Raw genomic sequence first — 13,300 nt, 5'->3', positions numbered from 1 at the left:
TCAATCTGAGCCAGGATCAAACTCTTTCGTTTAATCACTGTTACTACTTAATTGCGCTCGCTTGCTTAAAACTCAGAATCAACAAGTGTGTACTTGTTACTTCTGTCTTTAAGTGCGAGTGCTGGTCAAACCAAGCACTCACACTCATCGGCTGTAGATTGTTAAAGATCGTTGCCCTGACGCTGCAAACTTCGCTAAACTTGTCGTTTCGCTTCGTTTCTTTCGCTGCGTCAGCAGCAGAGAGGCCGAACTATACGGCCCGAACCCGAACCCGTCAACACCCCGCCACAGAAAATCACCAGACAGTTCGATAAGTGCTTGATATTCAACAAGCGCAATCAGCGCCAAAACTCCAGAACACGCACTAGTGTCGTACAGCGTCAACCCCTGGCCCATTGAACGGCACGATTCTTGCCGCTGCGCTTGGCCTGGTACATCGCGGCATCCGCCTCGCGCAGCAGCTGGCCCGCATCGGCAGATGCATCCGTCGGGCTGACGGTGATGCCGATGCTGGCGCCAATCTGCGCTTGGCCCTGATCCAAATCGACGGGCTCAGCCAGCGTGGCCAGCACGCTTTCGGCCACCCGGTGAGCGGCGCGTTCCCCCGGCAGATCGGTCAGCAGGATCACGAATTCATCTCCTCCCAGCCGGGCCAGCGTGTCATTGCCCCGAATGCAGTGCTCGAGCCGTTGCGCCACGTGCCTGAGCAGTGCATCACCGGCTTCATGACCCAGACTGTCATTGACGGCCTTGAAGCCATCAAGATCAATGAAGAGAACCGCGCAAGTATGCTCGGGTGATGCCTCCAGCTCCGACTCCAGCCTGGCCTGGAAGGTACGGCGGTTGGGCAGACCGGTCAGTGCATCGTGTTCGGCCTGAAAACGCAAGCGTAACTCCTGCTGGCGGCGCTGGCTGATGTCGCGCAGAAACGCGCTATATATCATTTGCCCGTCGCTGCGGATGCAGCTCAGTGTCACCTCCACCGGCAGCAGCTTGCCACTAGCGGTTTGCAGCAACAGTTCGCTGCGCGTAACGGCATCGGGCTCACTGGCAGCCTGAGCGGCGAGCAAATCGGCAAAGGCAGCCTGTTGTCCGGATGGCAGTACGGTTTGCGCCAGCGGCCACCCCAGCATTTCAGCGGCCGACCAGCCAAAGACCAGGGCCGCCTGGCGGTTCCAGTCGGTGATCAGCCCCGCCGCATTGAGGCCGACAAAGGCTTCACCGGAACTGTCGATAATCAGCCGCGTGCGCGCCTCGCTGGCGCGCAGGATGTCTTCCGAGCGACGGCGGCGCTCGACCTCCAGCGCCAGCGCCTCCAGCGCTCGCGTGCGCTCGGCCAACAGACGCTGGTTGGTGTCGAATTGCTGCTGGCGACTGAAGGCTGCGCCAATGAGGCCGGACATCAGCTGCAGCGTTTGCAGGTCGGCAGTGCCAAACGCATGCGGCTGCCGGGACAGGATTTTCAGTACGCCCACCAGCCGGCCGCAGTCAACCAAGGGCGTGACCACCATGCTCGCCGCGCCGACCTTGGCGCACGCCACGCTATCCACGCGCGGATCAATGCTGGTATCCGGGCAATCGAGCATGCGTCGCTCTTGCACGCACAGCCCGGAGAGACTGCCTGCGCGCCGGATGCGCAAGCCGAGATAAGGGCGCACCGTGCCGCTGGCAGCGCGATAGACCATTTCATCGCCATCGACCATTTCCACAACGGCGCCGGTTGCCGGGGTCAACTTCAGCATGCGCTCGACCACGATCAGCATGAAGCCCTCGAGCTCCAGCTCGGCCTGGGCCAGATGCGATTGCGTGGTAATGATTTCGCCCAGATGCCGCGTCTGCAGTTCAAGCTGGGTCAGCACGGCGCTGCGCTCCTGCAAAACCCCCAGCAAATGCTCGTTGAGCCGGGCCATCAAGTCGTTCCATTCGCCGCCGCCCTCGTGCGCTGGCAGGCTCTGCTCCAGGTTGACGCTGGTGCCAAACCACTGGACTAGCCGGCCCTGCGCGTCGTACATGGCAACAGCATGGTGCAGATGGGGCACCCAGGCCCCTGTTGCCGCATGGCGCATGCGCGCAAGCGCCTCGAAGTCATGACCGGCCAGCGCCTGCTGCCAGGCTTCGGCCCAGCGCCCCAGATCATCGGGATGCAGGCTCTCGGTGAACCCGGCAGCACCAGACTCAGTCGCATGCGCCTGACAGAACGCCTGCCACACCCCGTTGGCATAGGCGATGCGCCCGTCCGGCGTGGCCGTCCATACCATTTGCGGCATCAGATCGGCGAGAGACTGAAACTGTCGGTCGGCACCGGCCAGGTCCGGAACACCGGGAGGGAGTGATGAAGACATGGTCTAGCCTTGCAAGAAATTGAACAGAAAGAGAGGCAACAACTACATGCCGGCCTGGCAGCAAAACCGACACACCTGCCGAGACTATTATCCTTGTCGCCATCCTGTCATCTGTAAAGCTTACACTGCAGCCCTGACCGCATGAGGGGACAGGCCATGACTGCACTTGATCAAGCCGCCGCACTGGTTCATCGCGTGTATTGCAAAACCGCCAAGGGCCAGCAGGAAATCTCGGAACGCCGCTTTGGCCTGCCGGCCCGTCTGCGGCGCGTGCTCATCCTGATTGATGGCAGCAAGTCGGTCGGCGCACTGGCTGCGCTACTGGTCGGACTGGAGATCATTCCGGCCATCCACGAACTGGAACAGGCCGGTTTTGTCAGCCCGGCCCCCGGCGGCCCGCACAGCCAGCATGACCGTCAGGCCGCTGCCGCAGCGACGCCCGTCACCCATGTGGCGGCAGCCCCGGCTGCCGCCGCACGCCCGGAGCCTGCGGCGGCGCCACCTCCCCCCGTAGCACACGCCCCCATTCCGCAAATCACGCTCAGTGCACACCGCATCCGCATGATCCGCATGCTCATGGAAGAAAGCTGCCAGCTCTATCTGGGCATCTTCGGCAAGGACCTGCTGCCGGAAATCCGGGCGATCGACGATGAAAAAAGCCTGCGCGGCACGCTGGCGCGCTGGCAGATCGCCATGCGCGAATCCCGACAGAGCGACGAACAGGCGCTGGCTCTGGTGGATGAAATCCGCACGCTGCTGCGCGCCTGAGGCGGCAGGCGCCTGCAGCGCCCTGCTATACTGTGGCCCTCTTTGAGGAGGACCCGAACATGTTGCACCGACTGCGTCCGTGGCTGCTGGCCACGGCCACCCTGCTGGCCCCCACCCTGCTGTTTGCCGTGCCGCCCAGCAAGACCGAGCAGACCTTGCTGTGGAAAATCGAAAAGAAAGGCGTGGCGCCGACCTGGGTCTACGGTGTGGCCTACGTCAGCGACACGCATGCCGTGGATTTCTCGCCGGCCATGAAAAAGGCCTTCATGGACAGCAAGCAGATCGGCACCGAGGTCAAGCAGGACTTCAACAGCATGATGGAAATGGGCAAGCGCATCCTCACGGCCGAGCCCAGCCTGCAGGGCAAGCTCGACGCCAAACACTACCAGCAGCTGGTCAGGGAAATGGACGCGCGCGGCTACCCCGAGGTCGCCACGGCCAAGATGAAGCCCTGGGGCGCGATCATGCTGCTGCAGATTCCGAAAAAGCAGACCGGCCAGATTCCGATGGACCTGCTGTTTTCCAAGATGGCGATCGAAAGCCAGAAGGATTATTTCGGCCTGGAACCCATCGACGCGCAACTGAAGCGCTTCGAGAGCATTCCCGAGGCCAAGCAGATTCCGCTGCTCTACGCCATCCTCGACCAGCAGGAACAGCTGGCCAAGAACGAACAGGCCTACATGGCCGGCTACCTGAAGCAGGACATCGCCCAGCTGCCGAAACTCGCCGAGGCGGTTCTGCCGACGCTGCCGGCAACGGAACAGGCCTGGTATGCGGCGTGGAAAAACCAGCAGCTGGCTGGCCGCAATGCCCAGCTGGCCGAGGCCATCGGCAAGCAGGCCAAACAGGGTGGCAGCTTTATCGGCGTTGGCGCACAGTATCTGTCCGGCGAAGCTGGCGTGCTGGCCAGGTTGAAGAAGGCCGGCTACAAGGTCACACCGGCCGCGCCGAAGTAAGTCCGGCCAAGCCACAAACAAGGGCAGCCCGCGGGCTGCCCTTGTTGTTGGTCACGATCACCGGCGAGGCCTGGGCACGCTTGCCAGAGGGCTTACGCTGACCATCTGACAGCAGCCATATACATCACCCCTCATCAAGCCACAGCCCTTTGCAGAAAAGGGTTGCATGCCCATACCCACAAGACCAGCTTCTGATGGACTAGTCAGGCTCGCGGCACACGGCGGAATCCGGCCTGTGCTTGCACCGTCATCGGGATGCCTGCAGGCAAGCACCCAGCGCGACTCAGTGATGCTCATGCTTGGCGGCAGCCGCCGGCTGGGCCGTCAGCGCATCCACCTGCACCTGCACTTCGGCGCGCCCGCCCTTGGCAAACGTCAGCACCAGCGGGAAACGCTCGCCTTCCTTGAGTTGCCGCTTCAGGCCGATCAGCATGATGTGATAACCGCCCGGGACGAGTTCCACCGTCTTGCCGGCTGGCAACTCCAGGGCCGGCAGCGGACGCATTTTCATGACATTGCCTTCCATTTTCATTTCATGCACTTCCACCTTGTCGGCCACCGGGCTGGCGACGCCGAGCAGCTGGTCGCCCTTGGCGCTGGTCAGCGTGAGGAAGGCACCGGCATTCCTGGCGGTCGCAACGGTCGCGCGCGCCCAGGGGTGGTCGATCCTGACGTCACCGGCGGTAAATTCATGCGCCTGGGCGGTCAGCGCGGCCAACAGCGCCGCAGCGCCGAGCAGAGATTTGAACATGATGACTCCTTGCCAGATTGGACTGGTCAGCAATAAGGGGATGAGACTGGCCACGCGGGCAGCCAGCCGACAGACAGGGAAAACAGGGCACGCCGCTCGCGGTCCGCCCGACGCTGGCGCAAGGCTCAGCAGGACAGGGCAGGCGGGGCGCGCCCGGGCGGCAGCCAGGCGACAGGAAGCGGGATAAAAAAGCCTGGCGCGCCGGCCGGCTGGAGCAGTCCGGCCATCTCGGGGCACGCAGGCAAGCCAGCAGGCGCCGGAGGCGGCGCCAGAATCTGGCCGGCGCTCGCCACACAAAGCGGGCAGCGCAGCATGACGAGCGTCTGTTCCCGTCCGTCCTGCGGCGCAGCCACCAGGTCGGCATTGCCGGCCACGCTGCAGACCGCCAGCACCGGCAAGCCGCTCGCGCCAAGGCGAGCAGCGGCATGCGCGTAGGGCAGCAGCAGGTGCAGACACAGCGCCAGCAGGGCAAGCCAGCAGCGTGCGGCATGGCGGCGGGAAGAAGACATCAGAGCCTATCGTCACGGAAAAGTTTGGCGCTGCGATTCTAGCCGAGTTTCATCGGTGCCGCAGCCATCCTCAGCCCTGCCGAGAAAAACCGGGTATATCAATCAAGATCAACACCGTTAATGGCTCTGCCCATATACAGCATACCGTATCAAAATAATCTGCGGATTTGCGACAAACGGCAGGGGCTCTGGCAAGATGCCAGTCCGACTTGCCGCAAGGAAAACGCCATGGATTACCGCACCCTGCCCCACACCGATCTGTCCGTTTCCACGCTGTGCCTGGGGACGATGACCTTCGGCGAGCAGAACGACGCGGCCAGCGCCCACGCCCAGCTCGACCTGGCGCTCGACGCCGGCATCAATTTCATCGACACCGCCGAGATGTACCCGGTGCCGGCGCGCGCCGAGACGCAGGGCGCCACCGAAACCATCGTCGGCGACTGGCTCGCAGGCCAGCAGCGCGACAAGCTGGTCATTGCAACCAAGGTCGCCGGCCCCAATCGCGGCATGGACTGGCTGCGCGGCGGCCCGCAATTCACCCGTGCGCAGATTCACGCCGCCTGCGATGCGAGCCTGGCAAGGCTCAAGACCGACTACATCGACCTCTACCAGCTGCACTGGCCGGCGCGCCATGTGCCGATGTTCGGGCAGACCTATTACGAGCCGGAGCAGGAATACCCGGATGCCCCCGGGCTGGCCGACACGCTGGCAGTGCTGGGCGAACTGGTCGCCGCCGGCAAGGTGCGCCACGTTGGCGTGTCGAACGAAACGCCGTGGGGCGTGATGGAATGCAAGCGCCTGGCGCGCGAGCTGGGCGTGCCGGTGATCAGCACGATCCAGAATGTCTACAACCTGATCAACCGCGGCTATGAACAGGGCCTGGCCGAGGTCTGCCACCGCGAGGACGTCGCACTGCTGGTGTACAGCCCGCTGGCCTTTGGCCTGTTGTCCGGCAAGTACGTAAGCAACCCGCACGCCGACGGGCGCATGACGCGCTTTGCCAATTTCGGCCTGCGCTACCTCAAGCCGCACGTCGGCGAGGCGGTGGCCGCCTACGCGGCGCTGGCGCAGGAATACGATCTGAGCCCGGCGCAGCTGGCGCTGGCGTGGGTGAAAAGCCGCTGGTTCGTTACCAGCACCATCCTTGGCGCGACCAGCACCGAGCAGCTGCAGGAAAACCTCTCAGCTCAGGATGTGGTGCTGACGGACGAGCTGCTCGCTGCCATCGAGGCCATCCACCGCCGCTGCCCGAGCCCGGCGCTATAAAAAACAAAGAGTATTGCCCTGCAGCCATTACCAAAAAACGGCTGCAGGGCAATACCCATAAAAGACCACAGAGCGGGTACGAAACGGCCGCAGAAGGGCCCCTGCCCGCCGCTCAAGCCGGCACGAACCAGCGTCCACCGTCGGCCTGCAGTGCGCGCACCGGGTGGTGGTACAGCGCGCCGAGATTCTCGGTGCTCAGCACGTCCGCCACCGGGCCGGCCAGCCAGCGGCCGTCGCCGAACAGCAGCAGCGCATGCGTGGCAAAACCGCGCGCATGATTGGGATCGTGGCTGACCAGCACCACGGCGCGCCCGCCGGCGACTTCTTCGGCCAGCACCTGCAGTGCCTGCTGCTGATGGCGCAGATCCAGCTGCGACAGCGGTTCGTCCAGCAAGAGGCAGTCGGCCTGCTGCACCAGCGCGGTAGCCATGGCGACGCGGCGGCGCTCGCCGCCGGACAGCGTCGCCAGATCGCGGCCGGCCAGCCCGGCCAGGTCCAGTCGCGCCAGCTGCTGCAGCGCCAGCGCATGATCAGCCGCACTCTCCCACTGCCAGTGCGTGCGATAGGGATAGCGGCCGGACAACACGCGCTCCAGCACGCTTTGCGGAAAGGCCTGCTCATCCTGCTGCGTTTGCCAGGCCAGCTGGCGCGCGCGCTGGCGGCGCGGCACGGCGGGCAGTCGCACGCCATCCAGGCGTACCTCGCCGGCGACCGGCAGATGCCAGCCGGCCAGCGCGGCGAGCAGCGTGCTTTTGCCGCTGCCGTTCTCGCCCAGAATCAGCCAGCCCTCACCGGGCGCGATCGCCAGCTCCAGCCCCGCCAGCAGGCCGCGTTCCCCCTGTTGCAGGGCAAGCCCGTGCGCGCTCAGCATGCCCGCCCCGCGCGCTGCTGCAGCAGCCACAGAAAGACTGGCACACCCATCAGCCCCATGACCGCCCCAACGGGTAGCTGCTGCGGCGCCAGGGCGGTGCGCGCCAGCAGATCGGCCAGCAGCAGCACCAGTCCGCCCCCCAGCGCGGCGGCCGGCAACAGCACGCGCAAATCCTGCCCCAGCCACAGGCGCAGGGCATGCGGCACGATCAGGCCCACGAAACCGATCATGCCGGCAGTGGTCACCGCGGCGGCGGTCGCCAGCGCGGCCAGACCGTAGACGATCCAACGCAGGGTATGCACACTCAAGCCCAATGAATACGAGTGCTGCAGACCCATACCCAGGATGTTTAGCGCAGGCGCCAGCCACAGCGCCAGACCGAGCACGCCAGCCAGCGCCAGTGCGGCCGACTGCCAGCCAGCCCCGGCCAGATCGCCCAGCAGCCAGAACACCATGCCGCGCAGCAGGCCGTCCGGGGCCAGGCTCAGCAGCAGCGAGCTCACCGCGCCGCAAAAGGCCGCCACAGCCACGCCAGTGAGCAAGAGCCGCGCCTGGGTCGTCGAATGGTCGCGCCCGGCCAGCGCGAACACCACGACAATGCTGGTCAGCGCGCCCAGGCCTGCCGCCAGATTGACCAGCAGGGCACCCGCGCCGAGCCACAGCGCCAGCAGCGCGCCGACGCTGGCGCCGCCCGAGGTGCCAAGGATGTAGGGATCGGCGAGCGGATTGCGCAGCAGCAGTTGCTGCAGGCAGCCGGCCAGCGCCAGCAGGGCACCCACCGCCAGCGCGGCCAGCGCGCGGGGCAGGCGCAAATCGACAATGACCGCCAGCAGCGCCCGGCGCTCTTCGTCCGCCCCCTGCAGCGCGGACAGCCCCAGCCCGCTGCTGCCGATGGTGAGGCTTGCCGCCACAGCCAGCAACAGCAGCAGCCCGAGCAAGAGCAGGCGCCTGATTCTGACCGGCAAAGCAAGATTGCCTGTAGCATTCTGGGCTGTCATGCAAGGCATTCCTTGCCTAGCATTAACCGTCGCAGGAATTCGTGAGCCCGGACATGACCATTCCGCCCCGCAAGCCGCATCCCATTCCGCTGTATATCCATATTTCCTACCTGTTCATCGGTTTGCTGCTGATTTACGCGATCGCCACCGGCTGGTACCAGTTCCGGCAAACCTCGCAATTACTGACCGACAATGCCAAGGGCCGCTTCGAGCAAATCGCGCGGCTGACTGCCAGCGAGGTGCAAAGCGCCTACTTTCCGGCGCTGACCACGGCGCAACTGCTGGCCAAGCAACGGCTGATGTACGCGGAAACGGTCGAGCAGCGGCTCGACAGCCTCGGCTTCCTCGTCACCGCGATCGAACGCCAGCCGGCAGTCAGCAGCCTGTACATGGGCTATGACAATGGCGACTTTTTCATGCTGCGCCCCTACCGCGACGAGCCGGTCTTCCGCGACATGTTCAAACCGCCCGCAGGCACGCGCTGGATTGTACAGAGCATTGCCAGCCAGGGTGAGCAGCGTGTCGGCGAATACCTGTTTTTCGACGCCAGCCTCACCCAGCTCGACCGCCGCCCAGCTGCCGAATACCGCTACGATCCGCGCCAGCGCAGCTGGTTTCAGGGCGCCACGGCCAGGACGTCGCCACTGGTGACGCCCCCCTACTATTTCTTTACCAGCAAGGCCGTCGGCGTCACTTTCGCCATGCGCACCGACAATCATGCCGGTGTGGCCGGTGTGGACATCGAGCTGCACGCCCTGGGCAAGCTGCTCCAGGAATTGCGCATGACACCGAACTCCAGCCTGGCCCTGCTTGGCCCCTCGGGCAGCATTCTGGCGTCGCATCTGGGCGAGGCGCAGATCGCCCGCGCAGCCGATGGCAAGGTGCGGCTGAAAACACTGGCCGAGAGCGGCGCCGCCGAACTGCGCGCCCTGCACCCGCAGACGGCCATGCCGGCCAATCAGTCCTTCGCCTTTCACAGCGACGGCGGCAACTGGCTGGCCATGCGCACGGAAATGCCCTTGCTGGACGGCCATACGCTGCAGCTGCTGATGGCCACGCCGGAAGCTGAACTGCTGGCCGAGGCGATCCGCATCCGCAATCGCGGCATCATCATCATGCTGATCAGCATCACGCTGGGCCTGCTGCAGGCGCTGTGGTTCGCCCGGCTGGCGGCACACCCGCTGGACGCACTGTCGGGCGAGGTGCAGAAGATCGAGCGCTTCCAGTTCGAAGAGCGGATCGAGCTGAAAAGCCACATCACCGAAGTGGCCCGACTTGGCAATGCGCTGGGCAGCATGAAGGACACGATACGCCGTTTCATGGAGCTCTCGCAGGCGCTGGCCAGCGAAACCAACTTCAGCCGCCTGGTCTCGCTGCTGCTGAGCGAAATGCAGGCCACCACCCAGGCTGCCGGCGGCGCCATCTACCTGCTCAAGGCCGACCATGCCACGCTGGAAGGGGCCGGCGCACGCTGGGATGGCCAGGAGCTGGTACTGGCGCAGGAAATCCGGCTCGATGCCGATCACCTGCTGGCGGCTGAGCTGCAGCGCAACCATCACACCACCACACTGTCCGCCAGTGACTTGGCGCAGGCCTTCCCCTGGCTGCCGCCGCTCGACGACCCGCACACCCTGCTGACGCTGCCGCTGAAGAGCCGCGACGGCGAGCTGCTGGGCGTGCTGGCCCTGCTGGTGGACGAGCACCAGCATCCGCTGGGCCCGGACCTGCTGGCCTTTGCCGAAGCGTTGTCGACCACGGCCGCCACCGCGCTGTACACGCAGCGGCTGATCAACGAACAGAAAATCCTGCTGGAAGCCTTCATCCAGCTGATCGCCGGAGCGATTGACGCGAAGAGCCCCTATACCGGCGGCCACTGCCAGCGCGTGCCCGAACTGACCAAAATGCTGGCCAGGGCAGCCTGCCGCCAGAGTGAAGGCCCCTTTGCCGATTTCCGCCTCAGCGAAGAACAGTGGGAAGAACTGCATATCGCGGCCTGGCTGCACGATTGCGGCAAGGTCACCACGCCCGAGTATGTGGTGGACAAGGCCACCAAGCTGGAAACGCTGTACGACCGCATCCACGAAGTGCGCATGCGCTTTGAAGTGCTCAAGCGCGACGCCGAAATCGCCTGCCTCAAGGCCATCGCCGCCGGCGGCGACGCCGCCACGCTGCAAGCCAGCCTGGACAGCACGCTGGCGGCGCTGGATGAGGAATTCGCCTTTATCGCCACCTGCAACGAAGGCGGCGAATTCATGGCGCCGGAAAAAGTGGACAGGCTCAGGGCCATCGCCGCGCGCACCTGGCAGCGCACGCTCTCCGACCGCATCGGCATCTCGCACGAGGAAAAGGAACGCAAGGCCACCACACCGGAACCCGCACTGCCAGTCACGGAGACGCTGCTGGCCGACAAGCCCGAACACATCATCGCGCGCGGCAACAGCGACTACCTGCAGCCGGGCAACCCCTGGGGATTCCGCGTTGACGTGCCCGAGCACCTCTACAATCGCGGCGAGCTCTACAACCTGGCGGTCGGGCGCGGCACGCTGTCGGAAGAAGAGCGCTTCAAGATCAACGAGCACATCATCCAGACCATCATCATGCTGGAAAAGCTGCCCTTCCCGCGCCACCTGCAGCACGTACCGGAGATTGCCGGCGGCCACCACGAAAAAATGGACGGCAAGGGCTACCCGAAACGCCTGACCCGTGCCGAGATGAGCGCACCGGCGCGCATGATGGCCATCGCCGACATCTTCGAAGCGCTGACCGCCATCGACCGCCCCTACAAAAAGGGCAAGACACTGTCGGAAGCCATCAAGATCATGGGCTTCATGAAAAAAGACCAGCACATCGACCCGGAGCTGTTCGAACTCTTCCTGCGCGAAGGCGTGTACCTGGAATATGCCCGCCGTTACATGCGCCCGGAACAGATCGACGAGGTGGACATCGTCAGCTTGCTCGGCCAGTAAGCACCCACCAATGCATAGGGCCGGCAACTGCCGGCCCTTGTTCATGCACTGCTGACTGCAAATGCGGCGGAGTTTATTGCTGCAGCTGGCGGTTCACGATTTCCTTGCCCAGATTGGTGATCCAGCGGTTGTAGTTCGGATGAATTTCGGCGGCACCGTCTACCACCTCGTAGTTCATGTTGAAGCTGTCAACGTAGCTGATCTGGAATCCCGCAGCGTCATAAGCAACGGCGATGGTAACGATATGCCTGCCATTCCCCTTGTCATAGCGCAGCGTGATCTTGCCCGGTTCGTCGCTGACTGCCTGCCAGCCAAAGCGGCTGCCCCCCTGCAGAATGGCGTTACGGGCGCGCACAATACTGGGAGTGGTATTTTCACTCTTCAGGAACTCGGTGCGGGCCGGCTGTTCCATCAACGCCTGACGGGCCAGCACCGGCGCGCTGCCCAGTGCGAGAAGCAGGCCGAGAACGGTCAGGATTTTCTTCATTGCTGACTCCATTGCTTGGGTAGATTAAAAGCCATACGCCGCAAGCTTGCCGGCACACGAAGCAAAGTGCAAGCCAGTAATGCCACTTGCTGACGATATCGCAAGCCAGGCCATCCGGCTGCAAAACGGCGACGTGTTCAGGACTCAGCGCGACGGAAGATCAGCGAGGTATTGATGCCGCCAAAGGCAAAGTTGTTGCTCATCGCATGGCGGCAATCAAGCCTGCGCCCGGCCACCGGCAGGTAGTCGAGCGCGCCGCAGGCCGGGTCGACGTGGTCGAGGTTGACGTTCCCCGCATACCAGCCGCCCTTCATCATCTCGATGGTCAGCCAGGCTTCGAGCGCACCGCAGGCGCCCAGTGTGTGGCCGAAATAGCCCTTGAGCGAGCTGACCGGAACATCGCCGCCAAACACGCGCCAGGTCGCCTGCGATTCGGCGATGTCGCCCTGCTCGGTCGCCGTCCCGTGCGCGTTGACATAGCCGATGTCAGCAGCGGAGAGGCCGGCGTCGGTCAGCGCCATGCGCATCGCGGTCTCCATCATCACCGTATCGGGCTTGGTGACGTGCGCGCCGTCGGAATTGCAGGCGAAGCCGACAATCTCGGCATGAATGGTCGCGCCGCGCGCCAGCGCGTGTTCGTAGTCTTCCAGGATCAGCGCGCCGGCGCCTTCGCCGATCACCAGTCCGTCGCGGTCGGTATCAAAAGGGCGAGGCGTCAGATGCGGCGTGTCGTTTTTCGTGCTGGTCGCGTAAAGCGTGTCGAAAACCATTGCCTCGGTCGGGCACAATTCCTCGGCGCCGCCGGCGATCATCAGCGTTTGCAGGCCGAACTTGATTGCCTCGTAGGCATAGCCGATTCCCTGGCTTCCCGACGTACAGGCGCTCGACGTGGGGATCACCCGGCCCTTCAGGCCGAAATACACGCCGATGTTCACCGCCGAGGTGTGCGACATCATGCGCAGATAGGAATTAGCGTTCAGCCCGTTGACGTCCTTTTCGATCAGCGCATGGCCGAATTCGCGGATCGACTCCGTGCTGCCTATCGACGAGCCGAAGGCCACGCCCATGCGACCGTCGCGGATCAGCTCATCGCCCAGCAGCCCCGCCGAAGCCAGCGCGGCCTCGGCCGCCGCGACAGAAAGCTGCGCCACGCGGCCCATCGAACGCGTGTGCTTGCGGGTGAAATGCGCGGGCATGACAAAATCGGGAATCGGTCCGGCCAACAGGGTATTGAGATCCCGGTACTGCGCCCAGGCCTCCATTCGGCGGATTCCCGTCCTGCCCGCTGCCATCGCACCGGAAACCGTTTCCCAGTCCGAACCCAGAGAAGAAATGCCGGCCATGCCGGTTACCACCACGCGCTTCATTATCACCAACCCACCATCC

General features: G+C 64.2%; 11 protein-coding genes. 4 read left to right on the top strand and 7 right to left on the bottom strand.

Annotated features, from left to right (window positions below; translation table 11 throughout):
* Positions 1-380: 380 nt before the first annotated feature.
* Positions 381-2,342 (bottom strand): diguanylate cyclase domain-containing protein, encoded by a 1,962-nt coding sequence (locus C515_RS22620; protein ID WP_081686937.1) that lies wholly within the window; start codon positions 2,340-2,342, stop codon positions 381-383.
* 156 nt (positions 2,343-2,498) lie between these two features.
* On the opposite strand from C515_RS22620, the gene C515_RS22615 reads away from it, so the two are divergent.
* Both C515_RS22615 and C515_RS0112525 read left to right on the top strand, forming a co-directional pair.
* Entirely contained in the window at positions 2,499-3,110 is a 612-nt protein-coding gene (locus C515_RS22615; RefSeq protein ID WP_028455819.1) for a hypothetical protein, read from the top strand.
* 59 nt (positions 3,111-3,169) lie between these two features.
* Complete coding sequence (locus C515_RS0112525; RefSeq protein ID WP_028455818.1) at positions 3,170-4,066, top strand: TraB/GumN family protein; 897 nt, start codon at positions 3,170-3,172, stop codon at positions 4,064-4,066.
* Positions 4,067-4,349: 283 nt separating this feature from the next.
* Here C515_RS0112525 and C515_RS0112520 read toward each other — a convergent pair whose 3' ends face one another.
* Positions 4,350-4,817, bottom strand: coding sequence for a copper chaperone PCu(A)C (locus C515_RS0112520; RefSeq protein ID WP_028455817.1), 468 nt, complete (start codon positions 4,815-4,817; stop codon positions 4,350-4,352).
* Between the two features lie 125 nt (positions 4,818-4,942).
* Positions 4,943-5,326, bottom strand: a complete 384-nt coding sequence (locus C515_RS0112515) for a DUF2946 family protein (protein ID WP_028455816.1) — start codon at positions 5,324-5,326, stop codon at positions 4,943-4,945.
* A gap of 228 nt (positions 5,327-5,554) precedes the next feature.
* Here C515_RS0112515 and C515_RS0112510 point away from each other — a divergent pair, with 228 nt between their 5' ends.
* Positions 5,555-6,592 carry an aldo/keto reductase gene (locus C515_RS0112510; RefSeq protein ID WP_028455815.1) on the top strand — a complete coding sequence of 346 codons (1,038 nt, stop codon included), beginning with the start codon at positions 5,555-5,557 and terminating at the stop codon, positions 6,590-6,592.
* A gap of 112 nt (positions 6,593-6,704) precedes the next feature.
* Here C515_RS0112510 and C515_RS0112505 read toward each other — a convergent pair whose 3' ends face one another.
* On the bottom strand, positions 6,705-7,463 hold the full coding sequence (locus C515_RS0112505) for an ABC transporter ATP-binding protein (protein ID WP_028455814.1): 759 nt from the start codon (positions 7,461-7,463) through the stop codon (positions 6,705-6,707).
* A complete protein-coding gene (locus C515_RS0112500; protein ID WP_051304902.1) occupies positions 7,457-8,461 on the bottom strand; it encodes a FecCD family ABC transporter permease in 1,005 nt (334 codons plus the stop codon). Before C515_RS0112500 ends, C515_RS0112505 begins: the two co-directional genes overlap by 7 nt.
* Before the next feature lie 53 nt (positions 8,462-8,514).
* On the opposite strand from C515_RS0112500, the gene C515_RS0112495 reads away from it, so the two are divergent.
* Entirely contained in the window at positions 8,515-11,427 is a 2,913-nt protein-coding gene (locus tag C515_RS0112495; RefSeq protein ID WP_028455812.1) for an HD domain-containing phosphohydrolase, read from the top strand.
* Positions 11,428-11,500: 73 nt separating this feature from the next.
* On the opposite strand, the gene C515_RS0112490 is transcribed toward C515_RS0112495, so the two are convergent.
* Entirely contained in the window at positions 11,501-11,914 is a 414-nt protein-coding gene (locus C515_RS0112490) for a hypothetical protein (RefSeq protein WP_028455811.1), read from the bottom strand.
* A gap of 137 nt (positions 11,915-12,051) precedes the next feature.
* Positions 12,052-13,290 (bottom strand): beta-ketoacyl-ACP synthase, encoded by a 1,239-nt coding sequence (locus C515_RS0112485; protein ID WP_373277255.1) that lies wholly within the window; start codon positions 13,288-13,290, stop codon positions 12,052-12,054.
* Between the last annotated feature and the right edge of the window lie 10 nt (positions 13,291-13,300).

It is taken from the genome of Chitinilyticum litopenaei DSM 21440 (assembly GCF_000428145.1).
Lineage (GTDB): Bacteria > Pseudomonadota > Gammaproteobacteria > Burkholderiales > Chitinibacteraceae > Chitinilyticum > Chitinilyticum litopenaei.
Note: the sequence above shows the minus strand (reverse complement) of the source record. Positions and strands in the feature narration are given on the sequence as shown.